The 25816-nt window shown below is 54.3% G+C and carries 19 protein-coding genes; 7 read left to right on the plus strand and 12 right to left on the minus strand.

All coding sequences use genetic code 11. From position 1 onward, the window contains the following. The first annotated feature begins 23 nt into the window (after nt 1-23). The gene (locus E1H13_RS01660; RefSeq protein WP_169611654.1) at nt 24-230 is read left to right on the plus strand and encodes a glycogen debranching protein; all 207 of its coding nucleotides are present in this window, start codon (nt 24-26) and stop codon (nt 228-230) included. Between the two features lie 133 nt (nt 231-363). Here the strand turns inward: E1H13_RS01660 and E1H13_RS01665 are convergent, their stop codons facing one another. Next, on the minus strand, nt 364-705 hold the full coding sequence (locus E1H13_RS01665) for a hypothetical protein (protein ID WP_169611655.1): 342 nt from the start codon (nt 703-705) through the stop codon (nt 364-366). A gap of 184 nt (nt 706-889) precedes the next feature. Here E1H13_RS01665 and E1H13_RS01670 point away from each other — a divergent pair, with 184 nt between their 5' ends. Next, entirely contained in the window at nt 890-1099 is a 210-nt protein-coding gene (locus E1H13_RS01670; protein ID WP_169611656.1) for an RNA-binding S4 domain-containing protein, read from the plus strand. A gap of 268 nt (nt 1100-1367) precedes the next feature. Beyond that, the gene (locus E1H13_RS01675; protein ID WP_169611657.1) at nt 1368-1811 is read left to right on the plus strand and encodes a hypothetical protein; all 444 of its coding nucleotides are present in this window, start codon (nt 1368-1370) and stop codon (nt 1809-1811) included. 289 nt (nt 1812-2100) lie between these two features. On the opposite strand, the gene E1H13_RS01680 is transcribed toward E1H13_RS01675, so the two are convergent. Further along, entirely contained in the window at nt 2101-3654 is a 1554-nt protein-coding gene (locus E1H13_RS01680; RefSeq protein WP_240966354.1) for a TM0106 family RecB-like putative nuclease, read from the minus strand. Nucleotides 3655-4025: 371 nt separating this feature from the next. Between E1H13_RS01680 and E1H13_RS01685 the strand changes: the two genes are divergently transcribed. Beyond that, complete coding sequence (locus E1H13_RS01685; RefSeq protein ID WP_169611658.1) at nt 4026-5237, plus strand: aminotransferase class V-fold PLP-dependent enzyme; 1212 nt, start codon at nt 4026-4028, stop codon at nt 5235-5237. Here E1H13_RS01685 and murF read toward each other — a convergent pair. Beyond that, on the minus strand, nt 5234-6583 hold the full coding sequence (gene murF / locus E1H13_RS01690; RefSeq protein WP_169611659.1) for a UDP-N-acetylmuramoyl-tripeptide--D-alanyl-D-alanine ligase: 1350 nt from the start codon (nt 6581-6583) through the stop codon (nt 5234-5236). The genes E1H13_RS01685 and murF overlap by 4 nt on opposite strands. A 507-nt stretch (nt 6584-7090) precedes the next feature. On the opposite strand from murF, the gene E1H13_RS01695 reads away from it, so the two are divergent. Next, on the plus strand, nt 7091-8386 hold the full coding sequence (locus tag E1H13_RS01695; RefSeq protein ID WP_169611660.1) for a hypothetical protein: 1296 nt from the start codon (nt 7091-7093) through the stop codon (nt 8384-8386). 387 nt (nt 8387-8773) lie between these two features. Here E1H13_RS01695 and E1H13_RS01700 read toward each other — a convergent pair whose 3' ends face one another. From E1H13_RS01700 to E1H13_RS01715, 4 genes are all read right to left on the minus strand, one after another. Next, nucleotides 8774-9154 (minus strand): hypothetical protein, encoded by a 381-nt coding sequence (locus E1H13_RS01700; RefSeq protein WP_169611661.1) that lies wholly within the window; start codon nt 9152-9154, stop codon nt 8774-8776. Nucleotides 9155-9178: 24 nt separating this feature from the next. Beyond that, entirely contained in the window at nt 9179-10150 is a 972-nt protein-coding gene (secF, locus tag E1H13_RS01705; protein WP_169611662.1) for a protein translocase subunit SecF, read from the minus strand. A gap of 12 nt (nt 10151-10162) precedes the next feature. Further along, nucleotides 10163-11581: a protein translocase subunit SecD gene (gene secD / locus E1H13_RS01710; RefSeq protein WP_169611663.1), complete on the minus strand. Its 1419-nt coding sequence runs from the start codon at nt 11579-11581 to the stop codon at nt 10163-10165. A 259-nt stretch (nt 11582-11840) separates the two neighbouring features. Beyond that, nucleotides 11841-12791 (minus strand): phosphatase PAP2 family protein, encoded by a 951-nt coding sequence (locus tag E1H13_RS01715; protein ID WP_169611664.1) that lies wholly within the window; start codon nt 12789-12791, stop codon nt 11841-11843. A 697-nt stretch (nt 12792-13488) separates the two neighbouring features. Between E1H13_RS01715 and E1H13_RS01720 the strand changes: the two genes are divergently transcribed. Then, nucleotides 13489-14568: a hypothetical protein gene (locus E1H13_RS01720; RefSeq protein WP_169611665.1), complete on the plus strand. Its 1080-nt coding sequence runs from the start codon at nt 13489-13491 to the stop codon at nt 14566-14568. Nucleotides 14569-14680: 112 nt separating this feature from the next. On the opposite strand, the gene E1H13_RS01725 is transcribed toward E1H13_RS01720, so the two are convergent. The 3 genes from E1H13_RS01725 to pdhA form a co-directional block, all read right to left on the minus strand. Next, complete coding sequence (locus E1H13_RS01725; RefSeq protein ID WP_169611666.1) at nt 14681-15010, minus strand: hypothetical protein; 330 nt, start codon at nt 15008-15010, stop codon at nt 14681-14683. 182 nt (nt 15011-15192) lie between these two features. Next, nucleotides 15193-16176 (minus strand): alpha-ketoacid dehydrogenase subunit beta, encoded by a 984-nt coding sequence (locus E1H13_RS01730; RefSeq protein ID WP_169611667.1) that lies wholly within the window; start codon nt 16174-16176, stop codon nt 15193-15195. Between the two features lie 223 nt (nt 16177-16399). Next, nucleotides 16400-17428, minus strand: a complete 1029-nt coding sequence (gene pdhA, locus E1H13_RS01735; RefSeq protein WP_169611668.1) for a pyruvate dehydrogenase (acetyl-transferring) E1 component subunit alpha — start codon at nt 17426-17428, stop codon at nt 16400-16402. Nucleotides 17429-17905: 477 nt separating this feature from the next. Between pdhA and E1H13_RS01740 the strand changes: the two genes are divergently transcribed. After that, nucleotides 17906-20338, plus strand: coding sequence for an IMS domain-containing protein (locus tag E1H13_RS01740; protein ID WP_169611669.1), 2433 nt, complete (start codon nt 17906-17908; stop codon nt 20336-20338). 96 nt (nt 20339-20434) lie between these two features. Here the strand turns inward: E1H13_RS01740 and E1H13_RS01745 are convergent, their stop codons facing one another. Together E1H13_RS01745 and E1H13_RS01750 are read right to left on the minus strand one after the other, a co-directional pair. After that, complete coding sequence (locus E1H13_RS01745; RefSeq protein WP_169611670.1) at nt 20435-22081, minus strand: ShlB/FhaC/HecB family hemolysin secretion/activation protein; 1647 nt, start codon at nt 22079-22081, stop codon at nt 20435-20437. Between the two features lie 494 nt (nt 22082-22575). Further along, the gene (locus tag E1H13_RS01750; protein ID WP_169611671.1) at nt 22576-25620 is read right to left on the minus strand and encodes a filamentous hemagglutinin N-terminal domain-containing protein; all 3045 of its coding nucleotides are present in this window, start codon (nt 25618-25620) and stop codon (nt 22576-22578) included. Nucleotides 25621-25816: the final 196 nt, after the last annotated feature.

Raw genomic sequence — 25816 nt, forward strand, 5'->3', positions numbered from 1 at the left:
ACCCTGCTGCAATCGCCTGTCCTATGATTTGGATCAACGAACAAATCGATCCCTCTGGCTTAATTTACTCTTGTATTGCCTGCTGTGATCAGACCCAGGCCCAGGCCTGCCACCAATCCTTTCAAGAAAACTTAACCGATGACCAGATCCAGGCAGGTTGGGTCGCCCAGCTACGCACCGTTGAAAGCTGGGATGAGGTGCCTGTGAATGCCCTGAAGTTGAGTTATTAGCAGCGATTAGATCGCCCCCTGCACCCCTAGTATTGGCTGACAGCAAGATGACTACCTTGGCTGAGGGGGTCAGATATTAGGTTCTAGGTGTATAAGTGTCAGATAGTGATTTGCAGGCTTATGCCGTATTGTACTAGTGACTCGACTGTCGCCAGCGCCAGCGCTGATCTAATAGCGTTTTACTCAAAACCCTGACTGGATCCTGAGTTTCCCCCGAAAATAAGGCGAAATCCACGGGTCCCCAGGTCTGCTCGGCTTGTTCAGCCAGGGTCAGCAGGCTGGGATCATTGAGGGCGATACGATGGTTAAGGCGTAAGGTAATCAGAGGTAAGCCGTTGTGGCCAGCCCCAGAGACAATTCCCCAGTCATACTCATCGAGTACCGTCTGAAGTGGCTCGCTAGCGGTATTCCGAAAGGTCTCTAGCTGCAGCTGCTTTTGCCGAAGCTCTTGCAGGAGTTGTTGATTGGTCAGCATCCTTTCCTCTACGTAGTCAAAAACAACGCGCGGCCTTATCACGAGTGTAAACGGCCTAGGGCTGTCCATACCTGAAGACTTTCTGCTATTAAACCCAGTGGATCCGCTGCTGTTCAGCAGGGCAGCTAGTGCGATACTACTGATAATGCAACCCCTATCGGTATAGGCCCTTTATTCCAAGAGTATGCCCAACATTGACTACATCAAACTCGATCAATTCCTGAAGCAGATGCAGATGGTCTCCACGGGCGGACACGCTAAGTTGGTTGTGCAAAGTGGTGACGTCAGCGTCAATGGAGAAATTGAAACTCGTCGAGGGCGTAAGTTAGTGACGGGCGATCGCGTCGAGTTTGCCGGCCAGTGCCTGACGGTTGACCTGACGCAGTTGAACTAACCTTCTGTGGTTCGGTGATATTCTGGTTTGACATTGCCCCAATCTGCGAACCGATTGATCTATCTTTCAAAGATTTACAGATTTGTTAAGTCCTGTTCAACTGGGGAGAATAACCCTAGTCCTGACTCAACAATCAGAAAGAATAGGGAAAGCAGACTGTCAACCAAGCCAAGCCTAAAGGCGGCGTTTTGCCTGCGGGATAACTCCTGTGGGGCAACGATAGATCCGGAAATGGGCTTGGCATAACCAAATTTCTATAGGAAGACCTATGACCCTAAGTGATATGCTTAATGATTCCAACACCAAAGCAAGCATGGTTCAAGCCTGCACTGGACTGATTGATCAGCAGGTGGCTGCTAAGGGTGGAGTATCTGGGCTGGCGTTTAAAGCTACGTATAGTTTGGTCAAGGGCCTGGGCCCTAGCTATATTCCAGGGGCCATTGATCGACTATTGCCCGACATTGTAACGGCCCTAGAACCAATGTGGGCCGAGGGCTGGCAAGCGGGTGATCCAGTCCAGTACTTGCAGCAAAACAGCGATCGCGCCGCCGACCAGGTCCTGAGTGTTACCGACCGTAGAATCGCTGGGTCTAACAATGGGGTAGTGCGATCTTCGTACCAGAAGTTGCGCAAGTCAGTCAAAGGGGATGTGGCCGCCGCCGTGCCGGGGTTAGCGAAAATTCTGGATGCCCATGCGCCGGTAGCCTCTTAGCAAGGTGTCAGAAAGGTCGGAGGCTAGGCCACAGCTTTGCCCCCCCGCCCCCCAATTCTGGGGGGATCTGAAGCCCCAAGATTGGGGGTTTGGGGGCAAAAGTTCATACGGGCAATATTCCTGTTTAACAATGAAACAGCCCTGGTATCCTAGAGCATCGGTACAGTATTGCAAGATCCCAGGGTTCTTAGGCTAATGGGCAACGAATTTTGGGCCATCCAAGGATAGAACCCTGGGATCTGTACCGGCGTTCTAGGGCAGAATCCAGGGATCTGTACTGGCGTTCAAATCAGCCGATGGGGTTATACAGCTGCTCCCAGAAGGGTTCGGCAAACTGTGCCAACCAAGCTTTAACGTGGTACGTAGCTCGGCAGTCGTCTTCGTTGTAGCGCAGAATGGCGTCTAGATACGTGCGATCGCCGGTTTCGGCCCAGGCGTTATACCAACAGATTGACTGAGCCCCATTGGCACCCTCATCCCGCCAGTCAAAGCCCATCCAGCGGGCAATATGTTTGAGGGCATAGCTTTCGATCGGCAGGGTTACCCCCTCTGTAATGCACTTATGTACATCAAAAAAGCGATCAAGCAGGGCATTGACATGGCGATTTGGGGTGCCATACAACTGCCCTAGCTTGCGCACGGTCTGGGCCTCATAGGGACAAAAATGATATATCGGGGCATGGGGATAGGCATGCACCAACTCTAGAAAGTCGCGCCAGGCCTGGCGTTCCTGGCGTTGGGTTTCTGCCAGCAGGGCATGAAAGGTTTCTTCCCCTGTCCGGTGGTTAACGGCCAGCACCCCATGCAAATAAATCAGATTTTGGTCAGGAGCTGCTTCGATATCAAAATACAACTCCACCTCCCCCTCGGGCAGGTCTTCAGGCCAGAGGGGAAACCCATGGGGAACGTGGGGGGCTGAGCGGGGAATCGCTCGATTGTCCAGCATGGCCTGAGCTTGGTGCACCAGCTTTTCAGCCACCTGTTCCCCAAACCCTGGCAAGTGGGCTAAATAGGTGGGATTAGCGGCGGCCAAGGCCGCCACGGTAGTCAAATGGTGCTGCTTTAAGAATTGGTAGCGGGCCGGGGTAACCCCTGGCAACAGGGACAAATGGCGGGTCGCCTGGGCCTGGGTGTAACACTGGTTAAACCAGTGGCACATGTCACAGCGGCTGTGGGAAATAAACAGTTCGGGGGCTTGGGTGGAGCGTAAGTCTTGCAGACAGTGGCTCAGGATGTCTTGCAGCTTCAAGACTAGGCGGTCGAGATCGATCGGATAATGTTGCCCACCCCGCAGGGCCAGGCTGCTGGTGGCTGGCCATACCCCCTGCACCCGGGACAACACATAGGCATGGTAAGCGGCCACCACCTGGTAGTCGAGCTTAGGCTTTTTACCCAACTTGATGTCGATGGGAGCATAGACCCAGTGGCCCCAACAGGACCAACCAGGCTGTTTGACCAGGAGATCGGGTTGGCTAACAAGTTGTACCTCGGCCAGAGAAGATGGGGCAACTAACACCCCTTGATGAATCACGTCTACCCCTTGGGCCATCAATGCTGTGGTGGCTCTGGCTCCATCAACCCAGTTGCCTGTGGCAAACTGGGGGCGAGACAAGGGCTGAAAGGATTCTAAAACGCTTTGACGATGTAGGTTACTGTCTTGACGCAGCTTGAGTAGGTAGTCTGAGGGGGGCCGTTGCTGGCTGCGATCGCCATAGAGATCTAGAAAGGCTCGCCGGTTGCAACGCTGATAGTGAAAGAGAACATCGTCAGTCAGCCAGCGAATCAGGGCTTGGGATGTTGGTGTTGTGGCCTCAGCCGGAAACCTCAGAGGGCCTCCTGACAAACCCCCTGAACCGGACTGTGGTGGCAGGGAGGCACTAACAGACAAAACAGTTGAGTGAATTGACGCAACAGCAGGAACCAGTCAAGCCCATGGTTGGGGAAGTGCACTCAACGGCTATCCTGCCGGGCCGCTGGCCCTGGTCCTGAATGTCGGACAATGGATGACAATGAGGCAACATAGGCATGTAGAAGCAAAGTCAGTCTCAGTTGACCAAAACGTTTACTAAGACGCGATCGCGCCTAGTTAGGTTGATCAAACCACCCACTTGCTTCACAAGCGGGTCTTACTGAATGTTATACCGTATCGCCGGGTTTGCGTGAACTCCACCAGAGGGCCAGGGGGTGGTATAGGGTGTAAACAGACGGCAAGTAATGGAATCCAGCGTGAGTTATCCCCCCCTGTTAGATCAGCTGCAACAGCACCGTAGTCAGTTTACGGCCCTAGGGCGGCATCAGTACTTTAACTATGGGGGGCAGGGGCCCATGGCTGATGTCAGCCTGGAGGCCATTCTGCAAGCCCATCAGCAGATCCAGGCAGACGGTCCCTTTTCAGCAGCGGTTAACCGCTGGGTCACCGCCCAGGCGGCCCAAACCCGAGCCGCGATCGCGGCAGAACTGGGCACCACTGCTGCCACCATCAGCCTCACAGAAGATGTCACCATGGGTTGTAACATTGCCCTGTGGGGGCTGCCATGGCAACCGGGGGACCACATTTTGCTGTCAGACTGTGAACATCCTGGGGTGATCGCTGCCGTGCAGGAAATTTGTCGGCGCTATGGGGTGACCCATAGCTACTGTCCGCTAGGGGATACGGTCAACGGGGGCGACCCGGTCACTGTCATCGACCAGCACCTGCAACCCAACACTCGTCTGCTGGTGATTAGTCATATTTTTTGGAATACTGGCCAAGTCTTGCCCTTGCAGGCCATTACCCAATGCTGCCACAACCGTCCTCAACCGGTACGCATCCTGGTAGACGCGGCCCAGTCAGCGGGGGTACTGCCCCTGGCTTTACCAGAGTTGGGGGTCGATTTCTATGCCTTTACGGGCCATAAGTGGTGGTGTGGCCCCGCTGGTGTCGGCGGCCTCTATGTCAGCCCCCAAGCCCTAGGGGAGCTGCATCCCACTTTCATTGGCTGGCGCAGCATTACCACCGATGGGGCGGGTAACCCCACTGGTTGGCAACCCGATGGACGCCGGTTTGAAGTGGCGACATCTAACTACCCGCTGTATGTCGGTCTGGAACAGGCGATCGCCTATCAGCACCAGTGGGGTACAGCCCCAGAGCGCTACCAACGCATTTGTACCTTAGCTCAACGCCTATGGCAGGGGCTGGCGACCCTGCCGCAGTTGCAAGTTGTGCGTCAAACCCCTCCCGATTCTGGGCTGGTTTCGTTTTGGGTACTGGTGGATGGACAGCCATCCCCCCCAATGCATCGCCAATTAGTCGACCAGCTAGAAACCCAAGGGGTTTTGCTCAGAACCCTCTTAGCGCCTCACTGTGTCAGGGCTTGCGTCCATTACTTAACCCTTGAAACCGAGGTCGATCAGCTGATTGACCGCCTGGGCCAAGCCCTAACCTAATGTTGGCTGGGCGCGAGCTGGGCCACCACCCGATCTAGCGCCACCGATCGCGATGCCTTCAGCAATACCCGATCACCAGGCTGCAGTTGGTGGTTCAGGTAATCCGCCAGGGCGTCATGGTCTTTAAAGGCTTTGGTTTTAACCCCCTTGGCTCCAGTCGCCAGGGCGATCGCTTCATCTGGATCAGCCAGCGTTAGCAGTAAATCCAGATTCAGTTGCTGGACGACTTTCCCCACCCGCTGGTGCAGCGGTACCGATTGCTGCCCCAGCTCCTTCATGGTGCCTAGTACAGCAATGTGACGCTGACCGGGGATTTCCGCCAGCAGGTGCAGGGCGGCGATCATCCCTTCAAACCCGGCGTTGTAGGTTTCATCCAGCAGCACAATGTCGTTGGGCAGCGCCACCTGACGGGCTCGCCCCGTCGGTAAGTCCACAGTCAGACCTGAGGCCAGCGATCGCCAGTCTAAATCAAGGGCTTGCATCACCGCGATCGCCGCCAAAAAGTTCAGGGCATTGTGTCGCCCCGGCAGGGGCAACGGCAACCTGACCCCGTCCACCTCAATTTGCTGGGAATCGACCAGGGTACCCTGCACATCCCCACCGTCTAGACCAAAGGTGAGCGTATGCCCCGACCAAACGGTGGCGGCTGTGGCCATCAACCGCTGGTTGTCGTGGTTGAGCACGGCCACCCCATGGTCCGGCAACTCCGCCAGCAGCTCGCATTTCGCATTTGCGATCGCTTGCTCCGAGCCCAGGCGACCAATATGGGCTGTTCCCACATTAGTAATCACGGCCACATCGGGCACAGCGGTTTGCGCCAGCAGCGCAATTTCCCCTGGCCCCCGCATACCCATTTCAATCACCCCAAAATTGTGATCAGGCTGGAGTCGCAATAGGGTTTTGGGTACTCCAATCTCGTTGTTGTAGTTAGCCTCGGTTTTCAACACTCGGCCTTGGGTGCCCAGGGCGGCGCCAATCAACTCCTTAGTAGTGGTTTTTCCCACGGAGCCGGTGATCGCAACAATCTTAGCCCGCTGCCGATTCCGCCACCAGCGGGCTAGGGCCTGGTAGGCAGCCAAGGGGTCGGCCACCGGTAGACAGGGAAGGTCAGGATCCTCTCGACCTTGCTGTACGACAGCCGCTAAAGCACCGTTGTTCAAGGCCGCTTTAACAAAGCTGTGGCCATCAAACCGTGCCCCGGCAAGGGCCAGGAATAGGGCATTTTTACCGATATTTCGGCTATCTGTGGTGATATTAGATACATCTAAATTCCGTAAATAGACGGGTATCCGGTCTAAGGGAGCCCCAAGTACTTCGGCCAAATCAACGAGTGACGCAAAGCTCATAGTGCCTACTTCTATTGCTGTAGCGCAGTTAGCCAAAGCTGACAGCTTCATTTAATGTTCGCCTGAGGGGGGCTAAATTGTAAAGGCATGTTGTTGATATCGGTCAGCTATCATCCCCTGAATCCTGAGGGGAACACTAACCCCACCAGGGGACATCATGGTATTACTCGCCAACCATCTAGGCAGCAGCCAGGGGGGTTTACATCAATCTCATGATTTAACTGGCAAATTTACTAGATCTTATTGAACACAGTTGTTACATTCCCCAAAGAGGGGGAATTCACGCAGTATTTTGAAAGTAAGCCCTCGAGAGTCTGGTGTAAAAACTGACGCAGCAGCCCCCACTGTGATCGTTTAATGAGGACAGGGTTGACAGCCATCTAGTCTGTGACTCTTACTAGCCAACTCGACTCAACCGTATCCGTCCATTTCTGGCTATTTTCTCAAGGTTGATCCCATCGTTGCTGACTTACAGTTCTGTCGCGACTGGGCTAAGGCGATAAAGCAGTGAAGACGAACACTTCCTATAACCACCGTGCCACTACCCCTGACGAGCAGCGTCTTTACAACCATTTGTTGGCATGCGCAGCGGTAGAATCGCCCGAAATTATGATTGAACGGTTTCAATCCTTGTTTCTCCACGGCTTTGGCTACCCAGATCGAGAGGTCATCCTCACCCTCGACCAGCTTTTGACGTCTCCAGATATTGACGAATACTTTCGGTTTATTATGAACCGCTGCTGCCATATTTTGATCAACCGGTGGCAGACCAACGCTCAGCTTCAGTCGGCGATTCCTGTGCTGGTTAATTTACTGGAAACACCGCCTCCCAATCGCATTCCCGAGCTGTCGCGATCGCGCCATATTCGTCATCTGCGCCAGATCAACAAAGACTTTCTCCACACTGAGCAATATCTGGCCCTAAAGCGACTGGCCCGAGTGATCGAGGCCCGTCAGACCAACCGCGTCAAGCGAGATGACAGTCTCCCCCTGGGCTCCTTAATTAACCGCTATCCCTATCTTTATGAGCACTGCCTGGTGACGGAGGACAGCGACTTACAGCACCAGCAGCATGTGCGCACCATGCAAGCCGAGGCCCAGCACAAGTTTGAAGTTGACTTGTCCCATTACATCACCTATCGCATCCGCCAGGTGCGCCTCCATCGTCAGGGGCAAGGGGACGCCGCCAACAACCTGCGGGTGATTACCAACCCTACTCTGCTGGATGATCGCGAGTTGCTATCGTCCCTGAAACAGTTTGCCCGTCGCCGGGATAATGGGCCGAGCTATCGGGATGGGGCCCAGCGTTTTTTACTCACCCATAGTCAGGGGGCATCCTTTCGGGAATTTAAAGAGGATTTATTCGACTACATTCTGGCCGATGTTGATCCGAGCTATGGTCAGCGACAGTTCAAAACCATGCTCCAGGATCATTTGTTCACCACCTTTGCGGACAGTGACCACAAACCAGTTGACGACTTTCTCACCGTGCGCACCTGCAGCAGCCTGTTTAACTTTTTAGTCGTGGATCCATCTGCTGGGCGGCAGCACTATGTATTTCTCGACTTAATCAATAATTTAGGCCCTTTGCACACCACTGGCCTACTGTTGCGAATTCTGCTGATTTGCCAAAAGGTGCGCCCCTTTTTGGAACGGCGCTTTTCAATTCTGTTTAATCACTACGAAACTGCCTCCAGCAATACTGTGGCGTGGCTAGTCAGCGTATTAGAAAACATTAACATTGCCCTTAGCCTCAACTTTGGCACCTTGGATCTATCCCACACAGGTCGCCGTTCAGCGTGATCGCGCCTCCGGGCCAGAGCGTCCATGGGGTCACGAATCAGGAGGTCAAATGACTAGTACTGCCTGGCATAAATATGACCACTGTTGCTGAGGGTGCCAGGTGTCGAAATCCCCTCCTGGGAGGGGTAGGGGTGGGTTACACAGGTGTCAGGAATGGTGGGCCGAATATGCCTCAGAGTACTAGAGCACCAGTTGGGTGAAACGGCGTGGAATCCAACAGCAGTCAGCCTTGTTGGGTTCTGCTGACGCGCCACCCAACCTACAAATTTAGAGTCGGCAGGCCACTAGAGCATCGGCACAGGACTTTAAGATCCCAGGGTTCTACCCCAGATTGGCCGGACATTCAAGGCCAATGAGCCTAAGAACCCTGGGAGCTGTACCGACGTTCTAACGCCTGGGGCCAAACACTGGCTGCCAGAGGGGATGGCGGTTACCCTGGTGTTGAATGCGTTGCAGGAGTCTTTCCAGCCGTCGTCGTTCTTCTCTAGAAAGCCCCCATAAAATATGGCGACTCTCGTTCACCAGCAGAGCCACCGTTAGGCCTACGCACAATCCCAGTCCTAACGCCGCCAGCCGATTGTAAGCCAGGGCATAGCGTACCGCGGCCCAGGTAAAGTAGCGTTGCACCTGGGCAATCTCGTGGCGCAGACTCCAAAGGCTGAGGCTGCCCACCGTTAGCCAAAGGCAGACAGTCGTCAGCCACCAGCGCTGTAGCAGGACGACCCGTAAGCGCTCTAGGTATCGAGAGTGGATATCATCGCAGTCCACAGTAGCCCACTAAATGTTGGATGATTAGTTCGGCGACTCGGCTAGGGCTTCGGGCGTGTCATCGCTGTCGCCATAGGCCTGACCGGTACGTTCTCGCCACAGGGCGAGCAGGGTACTGGCGATAAAGATACTGGAGTAGGCCCCGGCTAGGAAGCCAATGATCAGCGCCAGGGCGAAAAACTTCAGGGTTTGGCCGCCAAACACCACAATCGCCACCAGCGGCAGCACCGTGGTCAGGGAGGTGTTAATCGAGCGGGTTAAGGTTTGGTTGACGGCATCGTCAACCACATCATTAATGTGCCGGTCAGGGTGCAGCTTCAAGTTTTCCCGGATGCGATCGTAAATGACCACCGTGTCATTCACGGAAAAGCCCACAATCGTCAGCAGCGCCACAATGAATAGGCTGTCAATCTCCACGGCCAGGGTTAACCCGAGAATGGCGAAGGCCCCCAGGGTAATCAGCACATCGTGGAGCAGCGCCACAATCGCAAATACCGCATAGTCGAGCTTAAAGCGCAGGCTGAGGTAGCCGACAATACCGGCAAACGCCACCAGCAGGGCCAAAAGGCCTGACGCCAGCAGTTGCCGACCGATCACTGGACCCACCGAGTCGATCTGTAATGTATCAATATCAAACGGGCCGACTTCTTCGTCCAGGGCGGCCTGCAGGGTGGTGCGCTCGTCCACATCCAGGTTAATGGTGCGGATAGAGAGGGTTTCTTGATTCTGCCCCAGCAACTGCAGGCTACTGGACTCTAGCCCCTGCTGGCTTAAAATCTGGCGCACCTCCGCCAAGTCGATGGCATCAGGGCAAGTATTCTCGATGGCACAGGCCCGGGTCAACTGCAAACGGGTGCCGCCCGCAAAATCCAGCCCAGGTCGCAGGGGAGCGCCAAACTGCTGCCAGGATAACGCCATGGCCCCAATACCGATGGCAATCACCAGGGCCGACAGGCTCCACCACAAGGACCGCTGCTTAATAACATGTAGCTTCATGGGGCTAATCTCCTAAGGGCGAGCGGTGGCTATGCCAGGACAAAACAGGTTGGGTTTGCGGAACTGGGGCATACTCAACACGAAAAATAGCAGGGTGCGGCTACAGGTAAAGGCCGTAAACATGCTGATTAGCACCCCAATCGCCAGGGTCAGGGCAAAGCCTCTGACCAGCCCGGCCCCAAACCAAAACAGGGCTGCACAGGAAATCAGGGTGGTGACGTTACTGTCCAGAATGCTAGAAAAGGCGCGGTAAAATCCAGATTCGACGGAGCGGTAGAGGGTTTTGCCCGATCGCAGTTCTTCCCGGGTACGCTCAAAAATCAGCACATTGGCATCGACCGCCATGCCAATACTCAGGATGAATCCAGCGATGCCGGGCAGGGTGAGGGTGACCCCCAACAGGTTAAAGGCGGCCCAGGTAAGTAGGGCATAAACAACCAGGGCGATATCGGCTAACAGGCCCGGCAGTCGGTAGTACACCGCCATGAAGATGAGCACCAAGACTAGACCCGCTAGGGCGGCATAGAGGCTGCGCTGAATGCTGTCTCGCCCCAGGGTAGGACCAACGGTGCGGTTTTCCACCACTTCTACCGGCAGGGGAAGCGCCCCTCCCCGCAGCTGAATTTCTAAATCGCGGGCCGACTGGGCGGTAAAGTTGCCAGAAATCACAGCGCTGCCGCCGGTAATGCCGGTTTGGGCATACTGCACATCGACGGTAGGAGCACTGAGCAGCCGATCATCTAGAAAAATGCCGATGCTGCGCCCTGTACCAGCGATCTCGCGGCTGAGCTCGGCAAATTCGTTGCCGCCCTCATTATTAAACTGAATCACCACTTCCCAGAGGTTACCGCTGGATGGACGGGCGATCGCATCGGTCAGCTTATCGCCAGTGAGCTGCCTGGGTTCAAACAAATCGGCGATCGCGGCTTCGCTGGCTTCAATCTCCTGCTGCAACTGCTCAATGCGCTCCCGGGTTTCGGGATCGATGGCGGTACCCTCGGGTACGCTGGCTTGTAGGGCGGCCAATTCGCCCTGGTGACTTTGCAAAATTTGGTTTTCAATCGGTAGCTGCTGCTCGGTACCAGGTCGCTGGGCCTTAAACTCTAACTGGGCCGTTCCCCCCAGCACCCGCTCCGCCTGTTGGGGATCGCTGACCCCTGGGAGCTGTACCAGCAGCTGATCATTACCCAGTTGCTGCACCACCGCTTCGGAAACCCCCAAGCTATTCACGCGGCCTTCGACTACGGTTTGGACGGCCTCCAGCTCCCGCTCGCCAATATTGGGAATGGTTTCGGTGGGCTGCACCTGAATGGTGAGTTGGGAGCCGCCCCGTAAATCTAACCCAAGGCGAGTGGGCACCTGGCTAATCACAACCACCGCGGCGATGGTCAGCACCACAATTATCCCTAACCAAGTTCGATATTTAGCCATAGTCCCTCAGTTACCTTTTGCTGCGGTATAGCTTGTGTAGCTTACAGAGGCTACGCCACAGATGCCCTAGCCGTTACCTAGCCCCCAGACATCATAAATCGTAATCCGCCCCCAGCGAGTCAAGCCTTGACCACTGGATGGGTGGAGCCAGATAACCATGATATCGCGGTGGATTATCACCGGCCTCGTGGGGGAGAAAGGCGCATATTCTTGCCCCAGTCTAGAGTAGCTAAACCCTTTGGAGCAACAGCCTTGCTCTTCAACCACGGGGCGATCGCGCTACCCACTGAAACACCATCGGTGCGCCAGCGGCAATCCAGCCGCCGATCAGGCTATAGCGCAGGTAACGTAGGCCATAGGCCGTCACTGTGGTGTCATCTGGAAACCCTCGACCTAACCCGGCCCAAAGCGCGATCGCCACAGTGATGCCGATCAGGTAGCGTGTCCCCCAGGCCAGCTGGTTTGGCCCAGAATTTAGCGATCGCCGCTGAGCCAGCCACAACACCCCAATCACAAAGCCCAACCAGGTTCCAGCCACAGCCACAGCTGTATCGGGGGCAAGGGGGGAGGGCAGGGGACCTGGTTGGGCTAGCAGTGGCGGTTGTCCCCAGATGGATGGCAACCCCCAGGCCTCCCGGACCTGGGCAATCACCAGGCTGGGTAGCAGCAGTAGGCCAGAGGTCATGATCGCGATCGCGCTCTGCTGCTCAAACCGGTACCGCCAAATCCATTGACCCACCGGTCGAGAGTAGCGCTTAAACGCCAGCAGCACGCCTGCCCCCACCAGCCACCCCACCAGAACATCAATCAAGAAGTGAACGCCTAAATAAAGTCGAGATAGGCCAATTAACAGTATTAACAGCAAAATCAACCCTCTCAGCCATCTATGTCTGACCACCTGAGCAATGACCCCCCCCACCGCTACCGCATTTTGGGCATGGGCAGAGGGCAATCCAAAGGAAGACTCCAGCTCGATGGCTGTGATGTCAGGATCTACCCAAGCGGGACGCGGGCTGGCAAACAGTAGCTTCAGCCCACTGTTGAGGCTGGTGCTCAACAGGAGAATCAAGGCTACCTGGATCCCAAGTCGCAGATCTACGCACCAGTATAAGTAGGCAACAAATAGCAGAAAGAATAGCTCTGAGCCCAGCCAGGTAATCACCTGCATGGGCAGTTCTAGCCAGCCGACAGTCTGAAATATCTCAATCATTAATTATTAATCAAACCAAAATCGAACCAAGTCCAAGTCCACACCTAAAATTTTGGCGGTGATCAATCTCCAGATTGTGAACTGGACTTGGTATGGCAACGTAAGCATGAAAGATTGTTTACACAGCTTAAAACTCAAATGTTCAAAACAAGCGAAATTCCATGGCTACTTTCATGGTTGCCTCATATGCCAAATGTTACAACTACCAGGGATCACGAACCGATGAATTGTCAATTTACTCATGACCTCTAAAGGTGAAAAACACTCATCTATACCTTTTGATAGAGGAAGCTACATCAGGAATTCACAAAAATGAGCACCAAATGCACAAGAAAATCTGTTTCGCTGAGAATTCAGGAAAAAGCTGGACACCTGTTTTTTCTCTTCGAAGTCGAAAATGTTTGTTTTTCATCAAGGCTAAATTATACATGTTCTAGCTGTAGAAGGCTGTATAAACATTGTGATTAAATGCCTGAAAAATTAAAATTATTGAATTGTAATACCAGCCATAGCTAACCAGATTTTTCTAGAGAAAAAATAGGGCGAAAAGAGCGATGATTTATGATCACTTCAGCTTTCCCAGTTTTTCAAGCACAGTCACACCACCTACTCCAGGCGTCCCCATTATCTAGCGTTGAGTTCACATCTAATCTCATCTAAGTAGATGTTCTAAGCAAATTCACGTAGAGGTAGTCTAATGAAAGCTTTATTTGAGCCAGAAATTCGCCTACTGCAAGATAGTGAAGGGCATTATGTCCTTCAGGCCACCACACCAACCCCAAACAGTTGTCATGTTGCAGGCGAAACTAAAGTCTCTCCGCCTCCACCCCCTTTTCAACCTGGTGATCAAGAGGATGGCGCTAGTCCATTACCTGGACCACGACCGATGATGGTTAAGCTCAAGATTGAGGAAGTCGATAGTGATATCTGTCTGCCCTATGTTAAACCAGTACATCATTGTGTAACGCTTTATCCGCCATCCCATGTTACTGAGATTCAAGCTATCGTGATGCTGAATGGAGAGAAACTAGAGGAAGAGTTACTTCCCCTGGACTCATCAGATTCAAGTTCGGAAGAACCTGACTCGATTCTTGGTACAGAAGACTTTCAAGCCTGGCTTAATTTGATGCCTCCAGGTCAGCCGACCCTACATGTTCAAGGAAGTGTTATCTTTCCTGATGCCCGGTATCAAGCGAGTCTACAGAAATCAGAACAGACTGAGCAAGGGGATACCTTTGTCTTAAATCTAGACGTAGAACGCCGCACGGGGATTTTTCCCCCAGTGGTTACCACACGCTCCGTTGAATTTGAACAATCAGGTACAGATCTGGAGCGCTTTAAGCGGGTGAAAGTTTTACTGCCAGGTGAGAAGACAATTAACCTCACCCTTCATAACCTCACCCTTCATAAGGTGTTCTCGGATAATGTGTCGAGATGTCGGATGAAGGGAGAGGACGAAGAGGAGTTTCGGGCATTTCTCGACCTAATGCCTCCAGGCGAACCTACCCTGCGGGTTAGAGGTTCGGTGCAAGTGGCTAGTTCTGGCTATCAGGTGAGCTTGCAACCCAAATCCAAAACTTCACAGGATAAGACCGATAAGACCCTGGCTCTGGAATTGATGCTAGAGCCACCCGAAAATGTCGCTCAACCAGTCATCTCACTATGCCCGGTTGAATATGATCAGTCTGGTTCAGAGACGAAAGAATTAGAACATGTTCTAATTCTTCGTCCAGGAGGAGAACGACCAATTCAAGTTCCTATTAAAGAGGTGAACTAGCCATTAGCTGAAAGACACCTTATCAATGAAGTAGCACAGAATCAAGCAAGCGGTTCCAGAAATCCTGATCTCTGAAACCGCTTAATTTTCTATTCTATTGACTGAACAAAATTTAAGGATACGATCGCCTGCAGAACCAAATGTCGTCAAACACTTGGAAGGTTTCAGGGTTTACTCTTTCACCTAGCTCAGCAACAGCCTCCTTTTGATGAGAATGGCTGTCTGGATCATAGTATTTGGCAGCATTAATCAGTGACAGCAGTGGACCCGGTGGTATTTGCCGGACCTCACCCTCGCTCCAGGTCTGATCAAATTCAATTAAAGAATCTGGGGCAGTCCTTCTGAATTCTCCTTCCAAGAAAGTTAATGCCAAATCGGCACATTCTTGGTTGGGTCCGGGATATTGTCTGAAATAAACTGGTAACGGTTGTAGATCACCCATAACTGAGATGACCTCCCTGTTAAACATCAAGCTTCAGCCACCGATTGACATTTAACATACTCAAAAATCTTGCCATGTTAAACCCACAAGAAATCTAGCATCCACGTCAATCAATGAATTCAGCTACAGATGCATCTGCTATTTAAAGGCTAACAATTTAGCCCCCTTACCTTCAACCCCCCTTAAACTTTCAGCCCTACCATGGCTTCCACAGCCGCTTCGATTTGCTTTGGCTGCACGATAGTCAGACTTTCGAGCTTGCCGTTATAGGGGGTGGGAATATCCTGGGAAGACAGGCGCACCACCGGGGCATCCAGTTCATCAAAGAAGCGGTCATTGATGGAGGCCACAATTTCGGCCCCAATGCCGCCAGTTTTCATACACTCTTCCACAATGATCACCCGATGGGTTTTGCGAATTGAGGCCCCGATAGTCTCGAAGTCGAGGGGCTTGAGGGAAATCAGGTCGATCACTTCTGGATCAAAACCATTTTTCTCGAGACCTTTGACCGCTTGGGTGACATGGTGCCGCATGCGGGAATAGGTGAGGATAGTCACATCTTTGCCTGAGCGCACGATTTCGGCCTTATCTAGGGGCACCAGATATTCGTGGTTGGGCAGATCTTCTTTGAGGTTGTAGAGCAGCACATGCTCGAAAAACAGCACTGGATTGTTGTCGCGGATGGCAGACTTGAGCAATCCCTTGGCGTTGTAGGGGGTAGAGCAGGCGACAATTTTGAGCCCGGGCACCGCCTGGAAATAAGCCTCGAGCCGCTGGGAGTGCTCAGCCCCCAGTTGACGACCTACCCCACCAGGGCCACGAATCACCATGGGAATTTTGAAGTTGCCGCCAGAGGTGTAACGCAACATGCCAGCGTTGTTGGCAATTTGGTTAAAGGCCAGCAGCAAAAAGCCCATGTTCATGCCTTCGATGATTGGGCGCAGGCCGGTCATTGCCGCACCGACGGCCATGCCAGTAAAGCTGTTTTCGGCAATTGGTGTGTCAAGCACCCGCAGTTCACCATACTTGTCGTACAGGTCTTTCGTGACCTTATAGGAGCCACCATAGTGGCCCACATCTTCGCCTAGAACAAAAACGGTCTCGTCGCGTCCCATCTCTTCGTCGATGGCTTCGCGCAGGGCATTGAACAATAGGGTTTCTGCCATTGCTTTGGAAAGTAATTAAAACGTGCAGGACAACTTAATCAAACGGTAGACAGACGTAAACTGCTACTTCAACGGTCTAACCAGAGGGGCAAAGACTAGTACTCTGCGGCATCAGTAACTCACATATTGGAAAAGGCAGGAGCCCTGACATAACCAGACATTCTTTTGCTATGCACGGGCAAAGTCCTATATTCTTCTGCCTTCTTACTTCTGCCTTTCTATACTAGTCGTCCGCAAAAATATATTTATATAGATCGTCAGGGTTGGGTTCGGGGCTCTCTTCGGCAAAGGTGAGGGCGTCATCAATGTGGGTTTGGATGCGATCGCGAATAGCCTTGAGCTCCCCTTCATCAGCCAGGTTATGCTCCAGCAGGTAAGCCTCAAACCGCTTGATTGGATCCCGAGCCAGCCACTCTTCTTTTTCTGCCTTAGACCGCAGTTCATCCGGGTCGGCCAAGGAATGACCCCGGAATCGATAGGTTAAGCATTCCAGCAAGGTAGGGCCCTCCCCGGCCCGAGCCCGGGCAACCGCCTCCTGGGCCACCGAGCGTACCGCCATCACATCCATGCCGTCGACCTCTACCCCAGGCATGCCAAACACCGAGGCTTTTTTGTAAATTTCTGGCTGGGAGGTAGCCCGCTCATGGGCCATACCAATCGCCCATTTATTGTTCTCGACCACAAACAGGATCGGCAGCTTCCACAGGGCAGCCATATTCAGGCATTCAAAGAACTGACCGTTGTTGGTGGTGCCATCCCCAAAGAAACAGGCGGTTACCTGGTCAGCACCGGCATTCCCCAGGGCATCTTTGCGGTAGCGGGACTGGAACGCCGCCCCCAGGGCTACCGGAATCCCCTCCCCGATGAAGGCAAACCCGCCTAGTAGGTTGTGCTCCTGGGAAAATAGGTGCATGGACCCACCCCGACCTCGACTACAGCCAGTTTCTTTGCCAAATAGCTCGGCCATGACGTTTTGGGCGGGCACCCCGGCACTGAGGGCATGGACGTGGTCTCGATAGGTGCTACACACATAATCATCAGGGCGTAGGGACTTAATCACCCCTGTAGACACGGCCTCCTGACCGTTGTACAGGTGGACGAAGCCAAACATTTTGCCCCGGTAGTACATCTCGGCACATTTGTCTTCAAAAAAACGCCCCAAGATCATGTCTTCGTAAAGGGTTAAACCTGCTTCAGAAGAGAGCTGGGCGGGGGGAGTCTGGAATTGAGGTAATGTCCGTTCTTGAACCATGGATCTACTGAGTCCTACGCCGCGATGTCCAACACCTGAATATACCGAAAAGTACCCCCCTCTGGGCAAGGGGAACTGAGAAGCTGTCCTCCATCATACCCAGCGGCTGAGCCAATCTGGAGGATGAAACATGTCCCTAGCCTCGACAATGATACAAACTTCACCTTATAGTCTGGTTTTTTTGAGTAACGCGATACGCTGTAGATAATGTTTCTGACTATCGTTGACTGTGCGGGAGAGGGGTCAACCCGCGTTAGCCTTGCCCTCAGGGCATTTCCAGCTAGTTCTACGGTGAGCATAGGCCCTGGGGTACTATCTACAACCAGACTATAAACACCAAACCATAAAAAACTGGTAGGGAAGACGTTTATCCAGAAAACTATCTGGGCAGAATCTGTGGCAAAAAGGGTTTGTTACACAGCTTTTTGGATACCATTTCGGGTGAGTTGAGTGAGTTCGCTGACGGGGACGGGATCTGTGCATATTCCATTAGACTATTACCGCATTCTGGGACTGCCTATTCAGGCCACGGCCGACCAACTTCAGCAGGCCCATCGCGATCGCGCTCTGCAACTGCCCCGGCGCGAATTTTCTGATGTGGCGATCGAGGCCCGTAAGCACCTCATTGACGAAGCCTATGATGTGCTCTCTGATGGCGATCGCCGTCAGACCTATGACAGTAAGTTTTTGGCCAATGCCTACAGTGCTGACCTGCCACCGGATCTGCTGACCGCCAACGGGAGCGAGGTGAGTGCTGATTTGGGAGAGGCGGCCCTGCGATCTCTAGCCACAGACTCCCCTGGCCCTGAAGCCCAAAGTTCTACCATCGAGATTGATCCCAGCCAATTTGTGGGGGCGCTAGTAATTTTATTAGAGTTGGGAGAATACGAACAGGTGATCCAGTTGGGTCGTCCTTTCCTGACCGGCAGCCTACCCCTGGAAACCGAAACGGCCCTGGGGGATCTCCAGGCGGTGCGTGGGGACGTGGTGCTTTCCCTAGCCTTGGCCTGCCTGGAACTGGGCCGCGAACAGTGGCAGCAACGCCACTATGAAACCGCGGCCGAGTCTTTGGAAACCGGTAATGATTTGCTGGCCCAGGAGAACCGGCACCCCACCATTCGAGCCGAAATTCAAACCGAGCTGTACAAGCTGCGACCCTATCGAATTCTGGAACTGCTGGCCCGCCCGCTGGACCAAACCCGAGAGCGGCGGCAGGGGCTGAAGCTGTTGAAGTCAATGTTAGAAGATCGGGGCGGCATCGAAGGCACCCAGGACGATTTGTCTGGCTTACCGATCGATGACTTTCTGCGGTTTATCCAGCAACTGCGAGACTATCTGACCGCAGCCGAGCAGCAAGAGCTGTTTGAACAAGAGGCCCGCCGCCCGTCGCCCGTGGCCACCTATTTGACGGTCTATGCCCTGCTGGCCAGGGGCTATGCTCGCCATCAGCCCGCCCTGGTGCGTCGGGCTAAGCAACTGCTGATGCGGCTGGGCAACCAACAGGACGTGCACCTGGAACAAGCGGTGTGTGCGCTGCTGCTGGGGCAAACTGAGGAAGCCAACCGAGCCTTAGAACTCAGCCAGGAATACGAGCCGCTGGCCTACATTCGAGAACATTCCCGCAACTCCCCCGATCTGCTGCCAGGGCTGTGCCTTTATGCCGAGCGCTGGCTCAAGGATGAGTTGTTTCCCCATTTCCGAGACTTCAAAAACCAAGAGGCCACGCTCAAAGCCTACTTTGCCGACGCCCAGGTGCAGGCTTACCTAGAGGCCATCCCCGTGACGACAGCGGCAGAAGCTGGGGTTCAGGCCTCCCAGGCCTCCCAGTTCCCTACCATTGAGGGCTCCTTACCCATCGGTGCCCCAACCTTAGAATCGCCTCGGTCGACCATGGGCCGGGTTGGCGTACAGACTCCTCCCTCTGCCTTTGGGGCGGCGGGACCATCGAGTAATGGCAATGGGGCTTACATGCCGCCAAAACCAGCAACGGCCCGTCGCCATCCAACCTCCCCTACCGACCCTGGAGCCCCTACGGCCTCCCCTAAGCCGCCTACGGCGAAGCCCCTTGCCGGGAAGGCAGGCCCGGCTCAATTAGACGTCGATTCGCCGAATTCAGCCGATTCCGTAGCAGAGCAGGTGGCCCAACTGTCCCCGGAAGGGCAGCTCACCCCAGCAACAGGGCGAGGGGAGCGAGGCCGCGATCGCCGCCGTCAATCGGCAAAACGGCGAAAAAACCCCTCCCCCGCCACTACCCTAGCCCCCGGGCAGGGGTTTCCCGCCGCTAGTTCTGGCTTGCCCCAACGGGGATCAGCCAATGCGCCTCACTGGGGCCGGTTGGCTCTAGTGGGCGTTGTTGGCCTCCTGGGATTGGGGTTTTTGGGCTTTGCGACGATGCGCACTGTGGGCTGGGTCACCAGTCGGCTGAGTGGTCCTAACTTACAAGGTCGCCCCTTAGACATTAGCTTGGCTCAGCCCGCCATTGAAATTCCCCCTGCGCCAGGCCCGGAGGATCAAATCGGGGTTAACGATATTGCGAGTCGCACCATTAACAATTGGTTAGAGGCTAAGCAGGCAGCCCTAGGCAGCGACTATCAGGCCGAGCGGTTAGAGGATATTCTGCTGGAGCCGCTCTTGACCCAGTGGCAGCGGCGAGCTACGGCAGCGGCCCAAGAAAACTGGCACTGGCAGTACGAACACGAGGTTGAGGTGGAGTCGGTGACCCCCGATGACCCCACTGCCGATCGCTTGCAGGTGGTGGCCGTGGTGTCGGAGACAGCCCAATTGTTTGAATACGATGTGGAAAATACCAGTGCTTCTTACGATGCGGTGCTGCGGATGCAGTACGACCTGGTACGCCAGGACGGTAATTGGTACATCGAGGGGGCAACCCAGCTGGGGGATATGAGTTAAAGATGCCCATTAAATTATCCCCCCGGGGCAGTAGCGTCTCGGGAGGGGGATGCTGTGGGCTTTGGCCTCAGGGGATGATGGCCCTAGGCGTTGACATTAGAACTGGTATCCCAAGGAAAAGTAGAATTGGACACCGGTTTGGCGATCGCTGATTTCATTCAGCTGAATAATGGGCACTCCCACATCCAGGCGGGCGTCTAGGCCCGGTAGGGGGGTCGCCAGTAAGCCTACCCCGGCTCCCCAGAGGAAATTTTGCTGGGTGGGCTGGGTGGCCGCATCCTTAAACCACACAGCACCCATGTCCGTAAAGGGGGCCAGTTGCACGATCGCGGCTCCAGCGTCGTTACGACCTAGTACAATGCGGTCTTCGATGGATAGCCGGAAGCCATTATCCCCAGCTCGCACGTTTTGGCTGTAGCCCCGCACCGACTGGCCACCACCAATCACAAACTGTTCGCTGCCCAGTAGCGAGTCTGAGCTGAGTTGTAAATCAGCCCTGACCAGCAATAGGTTATCGGGGCTCAGCACCTGGACCCGCTGCACCTGCCCCAGCCAACTGAAAAAGCGACCATCGGCCTGGGGAGAGGGGTTGATGGTGGCCCCCAACAGACCAGTGCCCAGGTTAAACTGCGATCGCGCCGCCCAGGCTCCAGATCCGTCCCGCCGCAGGTAGTCTTGACCAAACTGAAATACGCTAGTCGTGCTGGGGACGGTGAGGGTATCTAAAATCACGCTTTGGCCATCCCGATGGCGAAAGCCCACAGACAGAGCTAACTCCTCTCGGGGGGTGCGAATCAGCGGGTGCCGAAATTCCGTTTCATAGACCCAGGAGTTGCCCCTGGCCCCCAGGGCAAAGGCCGGGTTATCCCGCTCTGTGATGTTGAAATCTTCGTAGGAGACCCCCACCCTGACCGTACTGTCGTGGGGGCTAACCGGTACCTCATAGCCCAAGTTGTAAGATTGCGCCCCGCCCGTAAAGGTGGTGCTTACCCCAGCGGTGAGCTTGTCTCCGGGGACCGCCAAGCCCCGATAGTTGAGGGTGGCGCCAATCCGTTCTGCCCCCACACTGCGCGGGGAGTAGTTATCCACGAAGACCCGCCCACTAAAGGGACTGGCTTCATCTAGCTGTACGGCCAGTACACTTTCGCCAGGGGCTTCTCCCCGTTGAAGTTCGGCGTCTATTTGCTCAAACAACCCACTCAGTTGCAGCAGTTGGAGCTGGTCCTCTAATTCAGGCTGACTGAGGGGATCGGTGCTGGCCAGATTCAGACGGCTGCTGACGTAATCCCGGTAGCGATCGCTGCCCTCCACCTCCACCTCAGCCAGTCGTCCCTCCAGCACTTCAAGGGTGACCTGACCATCGGTCAAAACCTGTTCAGGAATGCGTACCTGGGTGGTGATAAAGCCCGCTTCCAGGTAGCGCTGCTGGAGTTCGTTAGCTAGCCCCTGCAATTCCCCCAGGGTGACAGTACGCCCTTCAAAGGGGGCGACCCAGTCGGCTAACTCCTGGGGGCTAAAGACTGTACTGCCCACCACCTGAATGGTCGTGACCTCAAAGGTCGTGGTGTCGTCCTCAGGTAACGGCAAAGGCTCGACCTCAGGCGTTTCTATCTGGGGTGCTTCAGGCAAGGGCTCAGGAATTGGCAGCGGGTCGGGTTGCAAGTCTACCTGAGCCTGGGCGGCCCCCGCCAGGGTTAAAACAGCACTCAACGGCAAGGCAACAGCGAAAAAACGATAGGACATAATTACCCCTCACAGGGAAAAAGTTGAAACATTGAAAATGGATCGAAGAAACTGGATCGAAATCGTGGTCCTGATCGACAGGTGATGGATCAATCCCCTGCCAGGTTTGGGGCCAGATATGAGATGACGGAAGACAGATCGTAGACTCCGGCTACAACCACCAGGGAGTGAACTCCCTGGCTCATAGCCAAAGTCTGCTAAAGCAGACTGGGGAACTTGGCTATCAATCCTCTTCAGAGGATTTTTGCTTTGAGCCTTGGACTTTTAGTCCTTGGCTCAGCGGCCCGTCTGAAGGATCGATCGCTAATCTGCACTTGGCCTACTACAGGTTCACAGCTCGTAGAGTGGGCATTGCCCACCACTGAGAGGGACGTTTTCTAAACGTCACCTGCTACAAAACTCGGCCAACTAAACCAGATTCAAGTCCAGACCTGGAGTTCTGCCTGTGGGAAAACTCCAGATCCCGAGCTGGACTTGGTATATAGGTTCACAGGCTACTCGTCCGGACAGACCTCTGAATCAGCCCCCATAGCGCCTTCAACCCGGCAGCTTTCCTGCTCCTCCTCATCTTCCCCAGCATCTTCCTCATCCATGGAGGACTCTGGTGAAGCCTCTTGGCTATCAGCAGACTCGTCCTGATCATCCCCAGAGAAATCAGAGGAATTGTCTTCGGTATCGGCGGCAGAATCATCTTGCTCTTGCGTCGACAAATTCAGCTCTTGGGCCAGCTCCGGCTGGATGCTAAACCGCAAGCCCCCCGCCACCCGTTCAGCGGCGAATGCTGGCATGCGGGTCAGTGGCCATTCGGGAAATTCAGGGGTGTTTTCTGGTGCAGGGGGCTGAACTTCAGGGGGTTGAGGCGCAGGGGGCTCAGGTGCAGGGGGCTCAGGTGCAGGGGGCTGAGGCACAGGAGATGGGGCAGCCTCTGAAACGGTTTGAGCAACATCCTCGATGATGCTGGCAGGTGCTGCTGCATAGAACCAAGTTAGGGTACCAGAGGTTCCTTCCGCCAAATCCCCAAAGTTACTGTAGACCGCGTATGAACCATCTCCCCTTCGACTTGGCTGCACGGTAGTTGGGTCTAGCCTGGTTGCATTAGTAAATGTGCAACAATTAGCGTGAGTGGCTTGTGCTTCAGGATTGGTTGAGTAAAATAGCACAGACGCGCCTGAGTCATTAGTGGTTTCGTCAATCCTTAAAACATTGCCTACCTCTCCAACTTGTGTGATTGGCACAAAACTACCGTTGACAAAGTTGCCAACTATTTTTGTAGGGCCATCTACAAACCCGACATAATCATCTCGGGTACCTACCCATAGCCCCAGGTTTTCCACGCCAGAAGATAAGGCTGTAGCTGTCGTGTCAACCCTTAGGAAGTAGTCATTAGGTTGAAGCGTATATCGATTAGTAATGTTGACAGATTCTGTGCCAACTAGGACATTAACTGAACTTTCAACTACACCTGAACCTTGAGGCCCACCACCTGGACCAGCACCAACTCCTGGTAAATAACCAGCAATTTCAAGGAAGCTGCCAGGTTGGGACACAAAATTAGTTTGCGAGTTGATGAAGTCACTATTGCCATTCCACCGTTCACCCTCAGTACCAAGGCCCAGTTCGATATCTAAGGGATGACTGCCGAACGTTAGCTTATAAAAGCCATCACGTCCAGCGGTTAAATTGTCGTAATAAAAAGGCTGAGTTAGCTGCCCAAATTGATTGATTGACGACTGATTTGGCGCCATTTGGGCGCCTTGGTTTCTTGGTGCAAAACTAATGAAGCCATTATTCAGGACCAAATCATTACTGGTTCCTTCGGAGCCCTGTTTCCAGCGAAAGCCAGAGGTTGCGACATTCGTTCCTGTGGGCAAAGGGATTCTTACACTCGTCCCTGGCGCAACTGTATAAGAAGCACCTGACCCGTCAGGGGTCCCTTGCCCAAATTCAACCACCAAACCGCCACCAGCCGAGGCATCTAGATTGGCGTTGATTTGAATGTTGCGGTGGGCTGACAAAGTAAGCGTGTTCTGCCCCCAGGTAAGGGGAGCGTCTACAAAAATATCCCCGTCTTGGTCGCCCTCACTGCCTGTTTCTACGATCACATTAGCGCTGGCAAGGGCATTTTCTAGGGTGCTAGCCTGCAAAATTGAATCATTTTGATTCGGCGTAAAGGTGCCACCACCAAATGTTATGCTCTCAGTGCCTGAGGCCACAATCCTAATATTGCGAGGATCTAGCAGTAGGGTTCCGGTTTTGCCGCCCTCTCCACCACGCAAGTCAACTTGTCCGGTGTAGTTGAGCACTCCTCTGGCAGATACTTCGGCAAAGCCACCATCCCCAGCCAGAGCGCCCCCTCGGGCTAAAATCTGTCCAGCAAACGAGGTATAGTCATCAGCCCAAACAATCACTCGGCCGCCGTTGCCGGTTTCCAGGGCGTTGACGGTAATCAGAGAGTTGCTATCAACTAGGGTGGTTTGGGCAGTGGGTAAATCCCCCTGACCCATGTAGTCACCACCAATGTAAACCTGGCCACCGCCATCGGTGCCATTGGCGGCGATCGCGGCTCCTTGTAAAGCGACCGATTGCCCCAGCACTTGCACCTGGCCTGCCTGGGTCCCTGAGACATTGACGCCCCCGGCCAGGGTGACGGCTCCGGGGACAGTTTGAATCGCAGATTGATTAGCGGTCAGCACGACGGTGCCATCCGCCAACGTTTGCACACGGGTTGCAGCTCCGCCCCATGCCCCCGCCAGCAAACTAGGTAAATCTAGGGCGGTCATGCCCGCTGTCAACTGTCCTAGGCTGTCGTTGGGCACAGCCAGGGCCATCACCAGGCCCTCCTGGGAAATGCGCAAAACGCCCTGGTCTGGTACAGCGGTGATGGAAATGTTGCCCCCTGGGGCATCAAGGGTGCCTGTGCTCACCACGGTGCTGCCCGCCAGGGTAATATTTTGCCCGCTGCCAACGGCTAAATCCGCTTCATTCAGCAAGACCCCCTCTTGCCCCAGGAAAATATAGCCCGTGGGGTTGCCGGTCAGAGCACTGTAGTCATGGCTGCCGGTGGCACTCAGGATCTCATCCCCAAAGGCCAGGCCGCTGGCGGTGCTGACTGAGAAAGACCCGGCCAGGTCCAGGCGGGCATTGCGTCCCAGCAACACCCCCGCCGGGTTCAAGATAAACAGGTTGGCGTTGTCGCCCCCACTCACCTGCAACAAACCATTAATAATTGAAGCCTCGCCTCCAGAAACCCGGGCCAAAATATTAGAGATGTCAGGCCGGGCCAGAAAGTTGGCGATTTCATTCGCATTCAGGCCAAACCGCTGGAAGCTGTGGAACAGGTTGGCGTCGATCTGGGTACCCCCGTTGATGGTGTACATCTGGGTCATGGCATCAAAGGACACCTGGGTGCCGGTGCCATCATGGCTGGAGGTAATGGAGTCTTGGGCGATCGCGGGCAAGGCAACAACTAGGGCAGCGCCACCGCAAGTCAAAGCTACTAAACAACTCTGCAAGAATCGCTTTTGAGAGTGATATGTCATAGTGCTGAAAAACGATCGCCCCTGCGATCGCGCTTTAGAATGTGAAGCGATAAGGTCATTGGTTAAACCCTGAGTTTTTGGGGCGAAAAAACTCGATGAGTTAGCTTTTGGCCTATCGGCGTTAGTATGCCCCCACAGACTGGGGCTTATCGTCGAATTTCGTGAATTTTGGTAACGCACGGCGGTTAGATTTGTC

This window comes from Nodosilinea sp. P-1105 (genome assembly GCF_012911975.1).
GTDB lineage: Bacteria > Cyanobacteriota > Cyanobacteriia > Phormidesmidales > Phormidesmidaceae > Nodosilinea.

What these genes read in the sequence shown, in the direction of transcription:
- E1H13_RS01660 (WP_169611654.1), top strand. Translation starts at nt 24, where the DNA reads ATGATTTGGATCAACGAACAAATCGATCCCTCTGGCTTAATTTACTCT.
- E1H13_RS01665 (WP_169611655.1), bottom strand. Translation starts at nt 705, where the DNA reads ATGCTGACCAATCAACAACTCCTGCAAGAGCTTCGGCAAAAGCAGCTG.
- E1H13_RS01670 (WP_169611656.1), top strand. Translation starts at nt 890, where the DNA reads ATGCCCAACATTGACTACATCAAACTCGATCAATTCCTGAAGCAGATG.
- E1H13_RS01675 (WP_169611657.1), top strand. Translation starts at nt 1,368, where the DNA reads ATGACCCTAAGTGATATGCTTAATGATTCCAACACCAAAGCAAGCATG.
- E1H13_RS01685 (WP_169611658.1), top strand. Translation starts at nt 4,026, where the DNA reads ATGGAATCCAGCGTGAGTTATCCCCCCCTGTTAGATCAGCTGCAACAG.
- murF (WP_169611659.1), bottom strand. Translation starts at nt 6,583, where the DNA reads ATGAGCTTTGCGTCACTCGTTGATTTGGCCGAAGTACTTGGGGCTCCC.
- secF (WP_169611662.1), bottom strand. Translation starts at nt 10,150, where the DNA reads ATGAAGCTACATGTTATTAAGCAGCGGTCCTTGTGGTGGAGCCTGTCG.
- secD (WP_169611663.1), bottom strand. Translation starts at nt 11,581, where the DNA reads ATGGCTAAATATCGAACTTGGTTAGGGATAATTGTGGTGCTGACCATC.
- E1H13_RS01715 (WP_169611664.1), bottom strand. Translation starts at nt 12,791, where the DNA reads ATGATTGAGATATTTCAGACTGTCGGCTGGCTAGAACTGCCCATGCAG.
- E1H13_RS01720 (WP_169611665.1), top strand. Translation starts at nt 13,489, where the DNA reads ATGAAAGCTTTATTTGAGCCAGAAATTCGCCTACTGCAAGATAGTGAA.
- E1H13_RS01725 (WP_169611666.1), bottom strand. Translation starts at nt 15,010, where the DNA reads ATGGGTGATCTACAACCGTTACCAGTTTATTTCAGACAATATCCCGGA.
- E1H13_RS01730 (WP_169611667.1), bottom strand. Translation starts at nt 16,176, where the DNA reads ATGGCAGAAACCCTATTGTTCAATGCCCTGCGCGAAGCCATCGACGAA.
- pdhA (WP_169611668.1), bottom strand. Translation starts at nt 17,428, where the DNA reads ATGGTTCAAGAACGGACATTACCTCAATTCCAGACTCCCCCCGCCCAG.
- E1H13_RS01745 (WP_169611670.1), bottom strand. Translation starts at nt 22,081, where the DNA reads ATGTCCTATCGTTTTTTCGCTGTTGCCTTGCCGTTGAGTGCTGTTTTA.
- E1H13_RS01750 (WP_169611671.1), bottom strand. Translation starts at nt 25,620, where the DNA reads ATGACATATCACTCTCAAAAGCGATTCTTGCAGAGTTGTTTAGTAGCT.